At 68.3% G+C, this 14,739-nt stretch carries 19 protein-coding genes, 1 tRNA gene and 1 pseudogene; 15 read left to right on the top strand and 6 right to left on the bottom strand.

Features of this window, described 5'->3' with window-relative positions:
- Window positions 1-7: 7 nt before the first annotated feature.
- Both NLF94_RS05220 and NLF94_RS05215 read right to left on the bottom strand, forming a co-directional pair.
- Window positions 8-412 carry an HVO_A0114 family putative DNA-binding protein gene (locus tag NLF94_RS05220; protein WP_254840411.1) on the bottom strand — a complete coding sequence of 135 codons (405 nt, stop codon included), beginning with the start codon at window positions 410-412 and terminating at the stop codon, window positions 8-10.
- Between the two features lie 21 nt (window positions 413-433).
- Window positions 434-739 (bottom strand): toxin-antitoxin system TumE family protein, encoded by a 306-nt coding sequence (locus NLF94_RS05215; RefSeq protein ID WP_254840410.1) that lies wholly within the window; start codon window positions 737-739, stop codon window positions 434-436.
- A gap of 288 nt (window positions 740-1,027) precedes the next feature.
- Between NLF94_RS05215 and NLF94_RS05210 the strand changes: the two are divergent.
- A pseudogene (locus NLF94_RS05210) lies at window positions 1,028-1,120 on the top strand (AbrB/MazE/SpoVT family DNA-binding domain-containing protein); the annotation flags it as partial.
- A gap of 20 nt (window positions 1,121-1,140) precedes the next feature.
- On the opposite strand, the gene NLF94_RS05205 reads toward NLF94_RS05210, so the two are convergent.
- Window positions 1,141-1,974, bottom strand: a complete 834-nt coding sequence (locus NLF94_RS05205; RefSeq protein WP_254840408.1) for an SDR family NAD(P)-dependent oxidoreductase — start codon at window positions 1,972-1,974, stop codon at window positions 1,141-1,143.
- 120 nt (window positions 1,975-2,094) lie between these two features.
- On the opposite strand from NLF94_RS05205, the gene NLF94_RS05200 reads away from it, so the two are divergent.
- From NLF94_RS05200 to NLF94_RS05185, 4 genes are all read left to right on the top strand, one after another.
- The gene (locus tag NLF94_RS05200; protein ID WP_254840407.1) at window positions 2,095-2,628 is read left to right on the top strand and encodes a ferritin; all 534 of its coding nucleotides are present in this window, start codon (window positions 2,095-2,097) and stop codon (window positions 2,626-2,628) included.
- Window positions 2,629-2,686: 58 nt separating this feature from the next.
- Window positions 2,687-4,024, top strand: coding sequence for a Trk system potassium transporter TrkA (gene trkA / locus NLF94_RS05195; protein WP_254840406.1), 1,338 nt, complete (start codon window positions 2,687-2,689; stop codon window positions 4,022-4,024).
- The gene (locus tag NLF94_RS05190) at window positions 4,025-5,527 is read left to right on the top strand and encodes a TrkH family potassium uptake protein (protein ID WP_254840405.1); all 1,503 of its coding nucleotides are present in this window, start codon (window positions 4,025-4,027) and stop codon (window positions 5,525-5,527) included.
- An 85-nt stretch (window positions 5,528-5,612) separates the two neighbouring features.
- Entirely contained in the window at window positions 5,613-7,205 is a 1,593-nt protein-coding gene (locus NLF94_RS05185) for a TrkH family potassium uptake protein (protein WP_254840404.1), read from the top strand.
- 13 nt (window positions 7,206-7,218) lie between these two features.
- On the opposite strand, the gene NLF94_RS05180 is transcribed toward NLF94_RS05185, so the two are convergent.
- Window positions 7,219-7,563 carry a DUF7975 family protein gene (locus NLF94_RS05180; RefSeq protein WP_254840403.1) on the bottom strand — a complete coding sequence of 115 codons (345 nt, stop codon included), beginning with the start codon at window positions 7,561-7,563 and terminating at the stop codon, window positions 7,219-7,221.
- Window positions 7,564-7,675: 112 nt separating this feature from the next.
- Between NLF94_RS05180 and NLF94_RS05175 the strand changes: the two genes are divergently transcribed.
- The 8 genes from NLF94_RS05175 (at window position 7,676) to NLF94_RS05140 (ending at window position 12,915) form a co-directional block, all read left to right on the top strand.
- The gene (locus NLF94_RS05175; protein WP_254840402.1) at window positions 7,676-8,308 is read left to right on the top strand and encodes an adenylate kinase; all 633 of its coding nucleotides are present in this window, start codon (window positions 7,676-7,678) and stop codon (window positions 8,306-8,308) included.
- Window positions 8,309-8,426: 118 nt separating this feature from the next.
- Window positions 8,427-9,317 (top strand): DUF106 domain-containing protein, encoded by an 891-nt coding sequence (locus tag NLF94_RS05170; protein WP_254840401.1) that lies wholly within the window; start codon window positions 8,427-8,429, stop codon window positions 9,315-9,317.
- A 70-nt stretch (window positions 9,318-9,387) separates the two neighbouring features.
- On the top strand, window positions 9,388-9,966 hold the full coding sequence (cmk, locus tag NLF94_RS05165) for a (d)CMP kinase (RefSeq protein ID WP_254840400.1): 579 nt from the start codon (window positions 9,388-9,390) through the stop codon (window positions 9,964-9,966).
- A 2-nt stretch (window positions 9,967-9,968) separates the two neighbouring features.
- A complete protein-coding gene (locus tag NLF94_RS05160; RefSeq protein ID WP_254840399.1) occupies window positions 9,969-10,847 on the top strand; it encodes an RNA-guided pseudouridylation complex pseudouridine synthase subunit Cbf5 in 879 nt (292 codons plus the stop codon).
- Window positions 10,848-10,902: 55 nt separating this feature from the next.
- Window positions 10,903-10,973, top strand: a tRNA-Pro gene (locus NLF94_RS05155).
- 224 nt (window positions 10,974-11,197) lie between these two features.
- Window positions 11,198-11,737, top strand: coding sequence for a hypothetical protein (locus NLF94_RS05150; RefSeq protein ID WP_254840398.1), 540 nt, complete (start codon window positions 11,198-11,200; stop codon window positions 11,735-11,737).
- Between the two features lie 95 nt (window positions 11,738-11,832).
- Entirely contained in the window at window positions 11,833-12,192 is a 360-nt protein-coding gene (locus tag NLF94_RS05145) for a DUF8062 family protein (RefSeq protein WP_254840397.1), read from the top strand.
- A gap of 69 nt (window positions 12,193-12,261) precedes the next feature.
- A complete protein-coding gene (locus NLF94_RS05140; protein ID WP_254840396.1) occupies window positions 12,262-12,915 on the top strand; it encodes a DUF2391 domain-containing protein in 654 nt (217 codons plus the stop codon).
- A gap of 8 nt (window positions 12,916-12,923) precedes the next feature.
- On the opposite strand, the gene NLF94_RS05135 is transcribed toward NLF94_RS05140, so the two are convergent.
- Window positions 12,924-13,286, bottom strand: a complete 363-nt coding sequence (locus NLF94_RS05135; protein ID WP_254840395.1) for a hypothetical protein — start codon at window positions 13,284-13,286, stop codon at window positions 12,924-12,926.
- A gap of 102 nt (window positions 13,287-13,388) precedes the next feature.
- On the opposite strand from NLF94_RS05135, the gene NLF94_RS05130 reads away from it, so the two are divergent.
- Both NLF94_RS05130 and NLF94_RS05125 read left to right on the top strand, forming a co-directional pair.
- A complete protein-coding gene (locus NLF94_RS05130) occupies window positions 13,389-13,733 on the top strand; it encodes a winged helix-turn-helix domain-containing protein (protein ID WP_254840394.1) in 345 nt (114 codons plus the stop codon).
- 1 nt (window position 13,734) lies between these two features.
- The gene (locus NLF94_RS05125) at window positions 13,735-14,052 is read left to right on the top strand and encodes a DUF7521 family protein (RefSeq protein ID WP_254840393.1); all 318 of its coding nucleotides are present in this window, start codon (window positions 13,735-13,737) and stop codon (window positions 14,050-14,052) included.
- A gap of 13 nt (window positions 14,053-14,065) precedes the next feature.
- On the opposite strand, the gene NLF94_RS05120 is transcribed toward NLF94_RS05125, so the two are convergent.
- Window positions 14,066-14,695 carry a hypothetical protein gene (locus tag NLF94_RS05120; RefSeq protein ID WP_254840392.1) on the bottom strand — a complete coding sequence of 210 codons (630 nt, stop codon included), beginning with the start codon at window positions 14,693-14,695 and terminating at the stop codon, window positions 14,066-14,068.
- Window positions 14,696-14,739 lie beyond the last annotated feature (44 nt).

Genomic DNA, 14,739 nt, shown 5'->3' with positions numbered 1-14,739 from the left:
GACTTTCTCACGGCGCTGCCGTCTCTGTACTATCCTCTGATCCAGCGAACGGAATGTCGATTTCGAGACCATCATAAGCCAGAATCGGCTTCTTCGCTCGCCCGGGGCCGCCGCCTTCGAACTCGATGACACCGACGTCTTCGAGCTCCGAGAGGTTCCGGTGGACCTGTTTGTAGTCCCGGTCTACCAGTTCGGCTGCTTCTCGGATGCTCTCGGGTTCGTACTCGAAGATAGCGTCCAAGAGTTCCAGATTTTTCTGACTGAGGATACGACTGAGTTCCGCGTACGACCCGAAGTTCAGAACCGGCTGAGCTTCGTCGAGGTCTTCCCCTTCCTGAGCGGCCTTGATACGGCGTTGAGTACGCTGGTCGAGGCGATTACGTTCGCCGATGGTGACTTTGAGCGTGGGCATGGTTTATCTCCCGATGGCGTCCTACTCCGGCCAGTTCCACGAGACGGGCGACATCTCTTCGACCTCTCGCTTGAACCGGTCGTAGAGCGCGAGCATCCCGGGAAATTCGATGTGTTCGACATCGTTTCCGGTGTGGCACTCGTGCCCTTTTGTCCGTTCGTGGGCGTTATCGTACCTGAGGACCGTCTCGCCGCCGACTTTTCCGAGGTGGAGACTGTAGTCCCACCCGCTTGGGTACTGATCGTCCTCCGTCTGACGGATGGTAACGTCAACGACGTAGCCAGCTTCGACATCCTGCCAGTCTGCAACTGTCGTGTAGGACGCCATCCGTTCCCTATGGTATTTTCTCCATAGGCATAAGCCTATGGACCAGATGACATAATCCATCCAACCGCGATATCTGATTCACTTCCCCATCTACTAGTAGTTATCAAGTACAGGCGTTCATCAGTGTCGTTTTCCCTACTTGGGCACCTATTATGCCCCCGTCTCACGAAGGATGCGCCAGATGTTCGGGTAGCGATACTCCCTCGTTAACTACTTCTCCAGTCGGTTCCGGTCCCCTACGGGCGTCCCACTCACAATATTTTGGTATTACGGGGCGTATTACCGGTGGTGAGCGAGAGCACCCGCGTGACCGAGAAGGGGCAGGCGACCATTCCGAAGGAGCTACGCGAGAAGTACGACTTCGGCCCGGGCGACGAGGTCGGGGCGGTGCTCTTCAGGCGCTAATCCGCCGTCTGTCCGCCGTCGACGGGCAGCACCTGTCCGGTCACGAACGAGGCCTCCTCGGAGGCGAGGAACGCTATCGCGCTCGCTATCTCTTCGGGCTGGGCGATCCGGTCCATCGGCGTCTTCGCCATCCGGTCGATGGTGCCCCCGGACAGCCAGTTCAGCAGACGGCCGGAGACGCCCTTCCCCTGGGTGGCCTCGTCCGGGAGCAGCGACACGAGCCACTCGCCGCGTCCGTCGTCGCCCTGTGGCTTGATGCCGGTCTCGGTCGGGCCGGGCGCGACGGCGTTGATGCGGACGCCGGCGTCGGCGTACTCGAGGGCGGCCGAGCGGGTCAGCCCGACCACCCCGTGTTTGGTCGCCGAGTAACTGCTCAGCGTCGGCATGCCGACGAGTCCGGCGACGGAGGTGACGTTCACGACGGCGCCGCCGTTTTCGGCCATCGCGGGCAACTCGTGGCGCATGCAGTTCCAGACGCCCTCGAGGTTGATCGCCACGATCCGCTCCCAGTCGGCGTCGTCGATCTCGTCGATGGCGACCATCGGCGAGAGGATGCCCGCGTTGTTGACGGCGACGTCCAGCGAGCCGTATCGCTCGACCGTCTCGGCGACCAGTTCCTCGATGTCGGCCGACGACGTGACGTCGGTCTCGACGAAGGCCGCGTCGCCGCCCGCCGACTCGATGGCGTCGGCGACCACCCGCCCCTCCTCCGCCGCGACGTCCGCGACGACGACCGCCGCCCCCTCCCGGACGAGTCGGACCGCCGTCGCCCGTCCGATCCCGCTGCCCGCGCCGGTCACGATGGCCACCCGGTCGGAAAGCCCGTTCATACGTGACGTGACGGTCGGCCGACCCAAGGCTCTTTCTCGGACGGCGACGGCCGGTGTCGGCGGGTCGGGCGGCGCCGGACCCCAATAGTGATGGCGGTCCCGCGAGTAGATCGACGGGCTATGCTGAAAGACCCGATCCAGGAGGCGTTGAACGAGCAAATCAACGCCGAACTCTACTCGGAGTACATGTACCTCTCGATGGCCGCCTACTACGAGGAGGAGGGGCTTCCGGGGTTCGCCGCCTGGATGCGCGCCCAGGCCGACGAGGAGCACGACCACGCGATGCGCATTTACGACTTCGTCCTCGACCGGGACGGCAGGGTGCTGCTGGACGGCATCGAGGAACCGCCGACGGAGTGGGAGAGCCCCGCGGCCGCCTTCGAGGCGGCCTACGACCACGAGGTCGAGATAAGCGGGATGATCGACGACCTCGTCGAACTCGCCCGGGCCGAGAACGACAACGCGACCGAGAACATGCTCCAGTGGTTCGTCGCCGAACAGGTCGAGGAGGAGGCCACGGCAGCCGACATCGTCGACAAACTCCGGTACGTCGGCGACGACGGTCCGGGACTCCTGATGATCGACCGGGAACTCGGCCAGCGTCGCGGCGACGCCGGCACCGACGATGCCCCCTCTGGATCGACGCCGGAGTAGGGGCGGGCGGGACGTTCCCGATAGTAATCCACTTACCGCCGGCCCGACACGTCGGGGTATGCACGTCGTCATCATCGGGGCGGGCGAGGTGGGAACCTCCATCGCGGACAGCCTCGACGGCACCCACGACGTCGTCGTGGTCGACGTCGACGAGAGCCGCGCCGAGGAGCTGAAGTACGACCTCGACGTGATGACGCTGGCCGGCGACGGCACCTCGACGTCGGTGCTGCGGGAAGCCGACGTCGAGAACGCGGAACTGCTCATCGCCTGCACGGACGACGACCGGACGAACCTGGTGGCCTGCGGGACGGCCAAGACGCTCGCGGACCCCTTCACCATCGCTCGCACGAAGAGCGTCGAGTACCTCCGCACCTGGGAGCTGACCGAGACGGCCTTCGGCGTCGACTTCATGGTCTGTTCGGACCTGCTGTCGGCGGAGAACGTCGTCCGCGTCGTGGGGCTGCCGGCCGCCGTCGACGCCGACCCCTTCGCCGGCGGCACGGTCCAGATGGTCGAGTTCGAGATACGCGGAGCGAGTCCGATCGCGGGCCAGACCGTCGCCGAGGCCGACCGTTTCGACTCGCTGACGTTCGTGGGGCTGTTCCGCGACGGCGAGATCGTCCTGCCGCGCGGTGACACCGAGATACGGGCCGGCGACCGGGCGGTCGTCATCGGGAGTCCCGACAGCGTCCGCAGTTTCGCGGCCGACCTCGCGCCCGAGGAGACGCCGGGCGAGGCCACCGAGATCGTCATCTTCGGTGGCTCGGAGATCGGCTACCACACCGCCCGGCTGCTGGAAGACCGGGGCCTCAAGCCACGACTCATCGAGCAGGACCACGAGCGGGCCCGGGAACTGGCCGAGGAGCTACCGGACACGCTGGTCATGGAGCACGACGCGACCGACACGGAGTTCCTGGCCCGCGAGCACGTCGACGAGGCCGACATCGTCGTCGCGGCGCTGGACTCCGACGAGAAGAACATGCTCGTGTCGATGCTGGCCAAGCGGCTCGGCACCGACCGGGTCTGTGCCATCGTCGACAACGCCGACTACGTCCCGCTGTTCGAGGAGATCGGCATCGACGTCGCCATCAACCCCCGGCAGGTCACCGCCGAGGAGATAACCCGCTTCACCCACGAGGGCGTCGCCGAGAACGTCTCAGTCATCGAGGGCGACCGGGCGGAGGTGGTCGAACTCGTCCTGTCGGCCGACAGCGACCTCGTGGGTCGGTCGATCCAGGACATCGCCGCCGACATCGACGCGGACGTGGTCATCGGCGCCGTCACGCGGGGCCGAGAGCACATCACGCCCCGCGGGGACACGGTGCTTTCGGCCGACGACCACATCGTCGCGTTCGTCGAGACCGCCTTCGTCGACGAACTGATGGCGATGGCATAGATGCTGGAGTTACGCGTCGACTGGCGGGCCAGCCTCGATCTGACCGGGCGGGTGCTCACGTACCTCGTCGTCCCGCTGTCGTTCCCGCTCGGCGTGGCCCTCTACTACGGCGAGTCGGTCCTGCCCTTCCTCTCGGCCATCGCCGTGGCGCTCGTCGTCGGCGGCGCGTTCCGGCAGCTACCGGGCACCCCCGGCGAACTGGGGCCGCGGGAGGCGTTTCTCGGCGTCTCGCTGATCTGGCTGCTCGTGGCCGCCATCGGCGCCGTCCCCTTCTACGTGGCCGGGACCGGCATCCTCGCACACCCGGTCGACGCGATGTTCGAGGCGATGAGCGGGCTGACGACGACCGGCGCGACCGTCCTGCGGGACTTCTCGGCGCACTCGCGGGCCATCATGATGTGGCGGCAGGTGTTGCAGTGGCTCGGGGGGCTCGGCATCCTCGTGCTGGCGACAGCCATCCTCTCGGAACTCGGCGTCGGCGGCGCACAGCTGATGGAGACCGAGACCCGGACCAGAAACGTCGACAAGCTGACGCCGCGCATCTCCCAGACCGCACAGCTGCTGTGGGGGCTCTACGGTGCGCTGACGGTGCTGGCGGCCGCCGTCTTCTACGCGCTGCACCTGCTCGGGCTGGCGCCGAACATGACGCTCTACAACGCCGTCGCCCACGCCCTGACGTCGGTGTCGACCGCCGGCTTCTCGCCGGAACCCGAGAGCGTCGGCGCCTTCCGGCCGGTCGTCCAGTGGGCCGTCGTCCCGTTCATGCTCGTCGGCGCGACGAACTTCGTGCTGCTCTACGTCGCCCTCCAGGGCGAGCCCCGGCGGCTCCTCCGGAGCGACGAGTTCCACTTCTATCTGGGCGTCGTCGGTCTCGGGGCGCTCCTCGTCGGTGCCGGCCTGATGGCGGACCCCTCGATTGCGTACGGGCCGGAGGCGACGGCCCGCCACGCCGTGTTCAACGTCGTCTCCATCGTCACGACGACGGGCTACGCGAGCGCGGACTTCCAGCTGTGGTCGCCGGCCGCAAAGCACGTCCTCTTTCTGTGCATGTTCGTCGGCGGCATGGCGGGGTCGACGACGTGTTCGATCAAGTCGCTGCGCTGGCTGGTGGCGGTGAAGTCGCTCAGGCGGGGCCTGTTCACGAGCATCCACCCCGAGGCGATACGGCCGGTCCGGATCTCCGGGGAGCCGGTCGACGAGACGACCATCCGCGACATCTACGGCTATCTCCTCTTGAGCGTCCTGGTGTTCGTCGTGTTCACGGTCTTCATCGTCGTCGATGGCGCACGGGCAAACGAGGCGGTCACGGAGTTCGAGGCGCTGGGGGCGTCTGCCTCGACGGTGCTGAACATCGGTCCCGCCTTCGGCGAGGCCGGTCCCTACGGCACCTACGCGCGCTTTCCCCGGACGACGCGGCTGGCGATGGTCGTGTTGATGTGGGTCGGACGCATCGAGTTCGTCCCGGTGCTGGTGCTGTTCACGAGGGCGTTCTGGACCTCGTGACCCCGCAGTCGGCCGGTTCCGCGCATCGACGCCTTCATTACCGGCCCGCGAATCCCCACGACAAACCGAGCATGGTGTCGGACAGATGACCTGGCGGGTCGACTGGCGGGCGACGCTCAGTCTCGTCGGCACCGTCGTCAAGTACCTCGCGGTCACGATGGCCGTGCCGCTTGCCGTCGCGGTCGTCTACGGCGAGGACGTCTGGGTGTTCGTCGTCTCCATCCTCCTCGCGGTCGCCGTCGGCGTCGGCCTGGAGCAGCTCGACCCCGACCCCGACATCGGTCCCCGGGAGGGGCTGGCCCTGGTCTCGTTCTCGTGGGTGGCGGCCGCCCTCGTCGGCACGGTGCCGTACCTGCTTGCCGGCTACGGTACGGAATCGACGGTCGGCCTGCAGGTGCCTGCCGGCGCACCCCCCGGCGCGGTGGCCGCCGCGGTGACCGACTCGTTCGTCAACGCGCTGTTCGAGTCGATGAGCGGGTTCACGACGACCGGCGCGACCGTCCTCGGGGAGATAAGCCTCGAACGCCACTCCCACGCACTCCTGATGTGGCGGCAGCTGACCCAGTGGCTCGGCGGGATGGGCATCATCGTCCTGATGATAGCCATCCTGCCGGAGCTGGCGGTCAACGGCGCACAGCTCATGCGCTCGGAGGCGCCCGGCCCGGACCTCCAGAAGCTCACGCCGCGCATCGCCGAGACCGCACGGGTGCTGTGGATCATCTACTTCGGGTTCACCGTCCTCCTGATGGCGCTGCTGTACGGGCTCCACCTGCTGGGGGTGGCGCCGAACATGAACCTCTACAACGCGGTCGCCCACGGGTTCTCGACGCTGCCGACGGGCGGGTTCTCGCCACAGGCCGACAGCATCGCCGCCTTCTCGCCGGCCGTCCAGTGGGCCATCGTCCCGTTCATGGTCGTCGCGGGCGTCAACTTCGCGCTGTTCTGGCACCTCCTTCGCGGCGAGGCGGAGGTGATGCTGAACAACGCGGAGTTCCGGGCCTACGCGGGGGCGCTGGCCGTCTTCGTCGCGGCGCTCTTCGTCGTCCTCTTCCGGGGCGCTGCACCGCCGCTGGAACTCGGCGGCGTCACGGAGGGCGTCGCCGGCAACTCCCTCCGGCAGGCCGCCTTCCAGATCGGATCGCTACTGAACTCGACGGGCTATGCGACCGCGAACTTTGCCCAGTGGGACCCCCACGCGCAGGTCGTGTTGCTGTTTGCGATGTTCGTCGGCGGCTCGGCCGGCTCGACCGGCGGCGGCATCAAGGTCGTCCGGTGGCTGGTCGTCCTCAGGGGCATCCGCCGGGAGCTGTACACGACCGCCCACCCCTCGGCCGTCGAGCCGATCCGTCTCGGCGGCAACGTCGTCGACGAGGACGCCGTCCGCGGAATCATGGTGTTCACGCTGCTGTACGTCGTCCTGTTCGGGCTGGCCGCCGTCTTCATCATGCTCGATTCGGCCCGCGCAGGCGTCGAAATCTCGGTGCTGGAGGCGACCAGCGCGTCGCTGGCCACCATCGGCAACATCGGCCCGGGATTCGGCCGACTCGGCCCGTTCGGGAGCTACCTCTTCTTCCCGAACACGAGCAAACTGCTGATGATACTGCTGATGTGGTTCGGTCGCCTGGAAATCGTCCCGGTGCTGGCGCTGTTCGTCAGCGGCCTCGAGAACCGCTCGTGATGGCGGAGCCGTCTCACTCGACGGCCAGCTCGTACCCCTCCTCGGCGCCGTAGACCTGCCTGAACAGCGCCTCCACGAAGTCGGCGGCGTGCTTGGGGTCGGTCACCGCCGAGAGGTAGACGACGCCGGTCTCGGCCTTCCGGGTCTCGGGCTGTCGGAGTTTGAAGACGCCGTACTCCTCGAGCAGCGCCTCGAGGCGCTCGCGCTCGTCGGCGTCCAGTTCCACGCGGAGCGTGCGGTCGTCGTAGACGACGCTCCCGGCGCGGTCGACGACGAAGGTCGCGGACTCGTCGGTCCGTCGGGCGTCGACGATGGCCGAGACGATGGCCTGCCGTCGCTCCGCCGGGGTCGCGGCCATACTCGACGTTTCGCGGCGCGGGACAAGAATGCGACGCTCGCGGTGGGAAGCGAGAGGGCGACGCTCGTCGCGTTCAGACAACTCTTTTAGGCGGGGCGTGGAAGCCGCTCGTATGAGCCAGCCGAAGGTCCTGCTGCTCGGCCCACCGGGCGCGGGCAAGGGAACGCAGTCCAGCAACATCGTCGAGGAGTACGGCGTCGACCACGTCACGACCGGCGACGCCCTCCGGGCGAACAAGGACATGGAGACCGAGCACGGCACGCCGAGAGAGTACATGGAGGCGGGCGAACTCGTGCCGGACCCGGTGGTCAACGAGATCGTCAAGGCCGCACTCGAGGAGGCCGACGGCTTCGTGCTGGACGGCTACCCCCGGAACCTCTCGCAGGCGGAGTATCTCGACGACATCACCGACCTCGACCTGGTCGCCCTGCTCGACGTCGACCGCGGCGAACTGGTCGACCGGCTGACCGGCCGCCGGGTCTGCGAGGAGTGCGGCACCAACTACCACGTCGAGTTCAGTCCGCCCGAGGAGGCGGGCGTCTGCGACGAGTGCGGCGGCGATCTCGTTCAGCGGGACGACGACAACGAGGAGACGGTCGAGGAACGGCTCGACGTCTTCGAGGAGAACACCCAGCCCGTCATCGAGTACTACGACGAGGAGGGCGAACTCGTCCGCATCGACGGCGAGGGCACCCCCGAGGAGGTCTGGGCGGACCTGCGGGCGGCCATCGACGACGCGAACTGAGCGGGCGGTCGCCGGGACCTCCTTCTGTCGTCCGACCGCGGCCGCGAGCGGCCGTAGTTCGCCGCGACGCCGGCCGGAAGGTAAAAGCTTGATTACGCCCGCCTCGTAAGGGCCGGTAATGGCACGTACAGCTTCGAAGGTGCAGGACCTCGTCTCGGAGGACGCCGAGATGGAGGGTGCCCTGGAGTACGTCCTCGAGGCCGCCGAGGAGGGCACCGTCTCGTGGGGCGACGTCTCCGACGAGTTGACCAGCGGACAGTGGGGTCGGCTCATCGAGAAGGGCGTTCTCGTCGACTCCGACGGCGAGGGGTTCGACCTCGCCGATCCCAACGGCGTCCGGTCGGCGCTGGAAGACGACGACCTCGACCTCCCCGACGCACCCGACAAGGACTCCTCGTGGACGAAGTGGGACAAGATGGCCGCGGTCGTCTCGGTGTCGCTCTTCGCCGGCTACACGTTCAAGGAGGTCCGGGCGCCGCTGGCCGAAGTCCTCGACATCGCTCTGGGGCCGCTCATCGGCGTGCTGCCCTTCTTCGCCGTCGTGATGGTGCTGGCGCTGTTCACCGGGCTGTACTCGACGCTGTTGCAGGCCAACCTCATGGACATGGAGGTGATGGGCGAGTACCAGGCCCGGATGAAGGAGATACAGAACCGCCGCGAGGAGGCCAAGGAGCGCGGCGACGACGAGGCGCTGGACAAGATCCAGGAGGAGCAGATGGAGGCGATGGCCGACAACCTCGGGATGTTCAAAGAGCAGTTCCGCCCGATGGTGTGGATCATGGTCCTGACCATCCCCGTCTTCCTGTGGATGTACTGGGCCATCGGCTTCCGTGGCGGGACGGCGAAGTACGAGGTCGCCGACCTCGTCATCCCCTTCGCCGGGCAGGTCGAGTGGACGACCGGTTTCGTCGGTCCGCTGCAAGTGTGGATCGTCTGGTACTTCCTGTGCTCGATGGCGTTCACGCAGGTCATCCGGAAGTCGCTGAACATCCAGACGACGCCGACCTGACCCCGGCGTGTCGCCCGGTTCGGCGCCCGCGAAGGACAACCTCTTTCAACCGACGCGGCGGAGTAACGATATGTTGCTGACAATCTCCGGTCCCGCCGGCAGCGGCAAGAGTACCGCCGCCGCCGCGCTGGCCGAGGCCCTCGATTACGACCACGTCAGCGGTGGTGACATCTTCCGCGAGCTGGCCGACGAGCGGGGACTGACGCCGCTGGAGCTGAACAAGCTCGCCGAGGAGGAGGACGAAATCGACCGCGACCTGGACCGCCGGCTCCGGGAGATAGCGGCCACGCGGGACGGCCTCGTCCTCGAGTCGCGGCTGGCGGGCTGGATGGCCGGCGAGCACGCCGACTTCCGCATCTGGCTGGACGCGCCGCTGTCGGTCCGCGCCGAGCGCATCGCCGACCGCGAGGGCAAGTCGGTCGAACTCGCGCGCAAGGAGACCCGCGAACGGAGCGAGAGCGAGGCCCGACGCTACCGGGAGTACTACGACATCGATATCGACGAACTGACCATCTACGACCTCGCGTTGAACACCGCCCGCCTCTCGCCGGAGGCCGTCCTCGACGTCATCCTGACGACCGTCGAGGGGTACGAGCCGTCCGGCGACGAGGGCCGCGTCCCCATCGAGGGCGTCGAGTACGACTTCTGACCATGCGCGAGCGCGGGCCCCCGTCGGAGCGCGACCCCGCCGACCTCCTCGAGTTCGGCGTCGTCAACCTCGACAAGCCGCCCGGTCCCTCCGCCCACCAGGTGGCCGGCTGGGTCCGCGACGTCGCCGGCGTCGAGCGGGCCGCCCACGCCGGCACGCTGGACCCGAAGGTGACCGGCTGTCTGCCGGTCCTGACCGGCGACGCGACCCGGCTGGCGCAGGTGTTCGACGACAGTCGGAAGGGGTACGTCGCCGTCCTCGAACTGCACGCGCCGCTGCCGACGGACTTCGAGGCGACCCTCGCGGAGTTCGAGGGCCCGCTGTACCAGAAGCCTCCCCGGAAGTCCGCCGTCGCCCGCCGACTGCGGACCCGGACCGTCCACCGCCTCGAGGCGCTGGAGACCGAAGAACGCCGCGCCCTGCTCGACATCGACTGCGAGAGCGGCACCTACGTCCGGAAGCTCTGCCACGACCTGGGACTCGCGCTCGGCACCGGCGCCCACATGGGCGCGCTCCGGCGCCGGAAGACGGGCACCTTCGACGACACCGACCTTGTCACCATGGAGGATTTGACCGACGGCGTGGCCTTCTGGGAGGAAGAGGGCGACGCCGACCTGCTTCGGGACGTCGTCCGGCCCGCCGAGCGGGCGCTCGAACACCTGCCGCGGTTGACGGTGGCGCCCTCGGCGGCCCGCGAGATTGCGACGGGCGCGCAGGTGTACGCTCCCGGCGTCATCGAGAGCGACCTCGGAGGTGCCGAGGAGGGGGCGTTGCTCGCCTGCTACACCCCCGACGGTGCGGCGGTGTGTCTCGGCCGCCTCGCCGGCGACCCCGGCGCCGAGTCGGGCCTCGTCGCGGAACTCGAGCGGGTACTCGTCTGAGCACTACCGGGAAACGAAGAGATTAAAGGCACGTCCGCCCTCCGTCGAAACGCGAGGGACCGTGGGGTAGTGGTATCCTCTGCGCATGGGGTGCGTTGGACCCGAGTTCGACTCTCGGCGGTCCCATCCTCAATTATCTAACTGCCAGATTAGTGGACGTAAAGACACATCAGCGTCCAAATTCCTCTACGCTCTTAGTCGCAACAAAATCACGCCCTGGAGGTGCGCCGCATGAGCCGCTACTGCCCCGAGTGCGGCGGCCGCATGACTACCGATTCGAGCCGTGGCGGTATCCCTCGGCGCGAGTGTGAAAACGGCCCTCACCCCGTCTCGGAGGTGGACTGCTGACCATGACCGACGCCGTTCGCTTCGACATCGTCGACGACGACAGCAGTAGCCTCCAGCGAGCCCGCGACACTCCCGTCGAAGTCGTCCACGACCCGCAGGGCGACTCCTACCTCATCGCCTTCGAGGACTCCGACGACGTCCACGAAGTCGAGATGTCCCGCCACACCGACGGCTGGCGAGCCGACTGCTGGATGCTCGACGAGAGCGGAAAGCGAACCGGACGCTGCCGCGGTTGGGTCCACCACGACGGTCCCTGTGCTCACTTGTGGGCCGTCCGCTCCCAGCTCGCCCACGACCGCCTCGAGGACGCCGACCGACGCCACGACCTCGACGACGAGCAGGTCGTCTACACCGTCGGGAGCGGCGGCGAACTGGTCGAACTCCGGGCGACCGGTGTCGACGCTGAGGAGGCGGAACCCGGCACGAGTTACGACGTCGGCTACCGCATCGACAGCGCCGAGCACTTCGCCGACCAGGAGCGCGACGTCTTCCGCCAGCAGCGGCGCGCGAACACGACCCACACGACGTTCCAGGCCACGTAGCGCGGCTGTCCCGGCGGCCGTAGCGGAGTTCTCGCCGTCGCGCCGGCGCCCGGCGTACCGTGGACGATAAATACGCAGGGACCGGACGGGCGGACGTGTCCGACGATTTCGACGGCGAATCGGCCGCCCCGGACGACGTCGACGACGTTCCGACGGTCACCTGCTCGCGGTGTAGCCGGTCGTGGGACCTGGCGTACGAACTGGACGAGCTACGGGTCGGAAACCAGGCCGTCGAGAAGTTCGCGCTGGACCACAGACAGCACACGGGCCACTTCCCCGACGACGTGACGGCGTGGGTGGCCGACTGCCGGCAGTGCCCCGAGCGGGAGGAGTTCCTCGCCGAGCGGCCGGCCCGTCGGTGGGCCGAGACCCACGCCAGACACACGCGCCACGCGCTCGAGTTGCGGGGCGGCGAGGCCGACGAGCCGGCGGTCGTCGACCCCGACGGGGAGTGAGGCCGGGGGACGCGCCGGACCCTCCCCCCTGGGAGAACCTTTTTCGAGGCGCCGACCGACCGCGGTGGTGTGGAACGCTCCGAGGAGTCGACCCGAGAGGTCCCGGACGCCGAGGCGGTCACCATCCAGGAGATTCGGCGACAGCTCCGAGAACTCGAGACGACCGTCGACGACCCGGGCGAGCGGCGGGCCGTCCGGCGGGCCCTGCGGCTCGTCGAAGAGTTCCCCGAGGGCGACGACATCCGGAAGCTGACCCGCCGCGACGTCGCCGAGTCCTTCGTCGGCACCATCCTCGTGTCGCTGCCGCTGCTCGTCGAGGACGGCGTCTTCGAGATAGCGGCCTTCCTGCGCTCGGACCCCCGGCTGCTCGCGCTCGACGTCGCGTTCCTCTTCGGGATGACCGTCGGACTCCTCTACGTCGCCGACTTCCGCGAGATAACCGTCACGCGACCGCTGTTCGGGGTCGTCCCGCGCCGACTCCTCTCGGTCCTTCTTGTCTCCTTTCTCACCGCGGCGTTCACCATGACGCTGTGGGGTCGCCTCGGCGGATGGAGCGACCCCGCAGTCGCGCTCTCGCGGATCGCCGTCGTCTGGACCGTCGGTGCCTTCGGGGCCGCCCTGGGCGACATCCTCCCCGGCGAGTCGTCGGCGCCCGACATCAACGACGAACTCGACGACCTGGGCGAGCGACTCGGCATCGGCGATGACGAGGGTCTTTTCTGACCCACCTGCTACGTCAGGTTCGCCGCGAGGAGGGCGACCTGGACGAGCACGACGGCGCCGAGCGTCGCCAGGGCGCACAGTTCGTAGACGTCGCGGGCGTCCTCGAAGCCGGCCGTCCGCTCGAGCCGTCGGGCCAGCAGGCGGAAGCCGAGGTACGCGACGGCGGCCGCGACGGGGAAGGCCGCGAGCACCAGCGCCGCGGGGGCGTACTCGGGACCGTAGTAGGTGCCGACCGACCAGCGGATGCGGACGCTGTCGCCAACGGCGCCGCCGGCGAGGACGCTGAGGAGGACGCTCGCGGCCACGACGAGGAGGCCGCTCCAGGCGGTCGGTCTGAGTCTACTCGACGAGTCGAAGACGTTCACCGTCATCACACCCGGACCGACGGTCGGGAGGGTGGTAAGGGGTCGAGCACGACTTCACGCGCTGCAGTCGTGGAAACTCCTTTATCGCCCTGCCGCGAGGACCCGGGCGTGAGCGGGGAGTGCGACGTCGGGACCGTCGGATCGCTGCTCGGTGACCCGACGGTTCGGACCATCCTCGTCGAGACGAGCCAGCAACCCATGTCAGCGAACACGTTGAGCGACCACTGCGAGGCGTCACAGCCGACCGTCTACCGCCGCCTCGAGGAACTGCGGGAGTGCGACCTGCTCGTCGAGCGGACGCGGCCGGACCCCGAGGGCGGCCACCACCGCACCGTCTACGCGACGAACGTCCGGCGGGTCACCGTCGAACTCGAGGACGGGCGACTGGACCTCCGTATCGACCGCCGGGAGGACATGGCCGACCGGTTCACGAGACTCGTGGAGGGGATGTGACGTGGCGGGGCTGCAGGTCTGGAGCGGGTCGGCGCCGCCGGAGTGGCTCGCCGCCTTCTCGCAGGCGACCGACGTCCTCGCCGCGCTGCTCGGTATCTTCGTCGCCTACCAGGCCTACCGCGGCTACCGGCGCAACGGGAGTCGCCCGATGCTGTTCATCGCGGTCGGCTTCGTCCTCGCTTTGGCCGTCCCGTTCCTGCTGTTGCTGGCCTTCCTCGCGCTGCCGTTCGTCGGGCGGACGGTCGCGACGGTCCTGACGGGCACCAGCCAGGTGGTCGGCCTGCTCGCCATCGTCTACGCCCTCCGGATGCCCGCCTGAGCGGGGTCGCCGTTCAGCCGTCGGGGTCGACCCGCGCCGTGGTCACCCGGTAGTCGTAGTCCGCACCCTCGGGCGCCGACTCGATGCCCATCTCGACACCGTAGCGCCCGCTCGGGGACGACGCTTCCTCGAGCAACCGGACGCCACCGGTGCCCTTGATTTCGGTAACGTCGTCGCCGTCGCGGTCGGTGCCGACGACGCTCGTGGCGAGGAGAGCGTGTCCGCTGGCCGCCGGCGGCACGGTCGCCTCGATCGTCCGCTCGTCGGTCGCGACGAGGTCGACGTCGACGGGCTCGGCCGCGTGGCAGGTCCCGCTCGGCGTGGCGATGGGCGTGATGGTCGGCTTGTAGGGGCCCTCGTAGACGTCGGGGTAACAGGGGCCGAGATCCCGCTCGTCTTCGACGACGACCGGTCGGACGGTGGCGGTGGCCGACGCGAGGGCGTCGGGGACCGACCCCGCCCGGAGGACGTAGGACACGGACGTTCCTGGTCCCGTCGAGGTACCGTCGGTCGGCGTACTGTCCGTCGGCGAGTTCGTTCCGTCCGTCGGCGTCGCGGTCGGCGAGGCGTCGTCGTCGCGGGTGGCACAGCCGGCCACCGCGAGGCTCCCGGCAGTCGCCAGGAACGCGCGTCTCGTCGTCATGGGTCGTCGTTCGGCAGTGACGGATAAGTGTCTCCCCGATGGTC

Source organism: Natronomonas marina, from assembly GCF_024298905.1.
Taxonomy (GTDB): Archaea; Halobacteriota; Halobacteria; order Halobacteriales; family Haloarculaceae; genus Natronomonas; species Natronomonas marina.
Note: the sequence above shows the minus strand (reverse complement) of the source record. Positions and strands in the feature narration are given on the sequence as shown.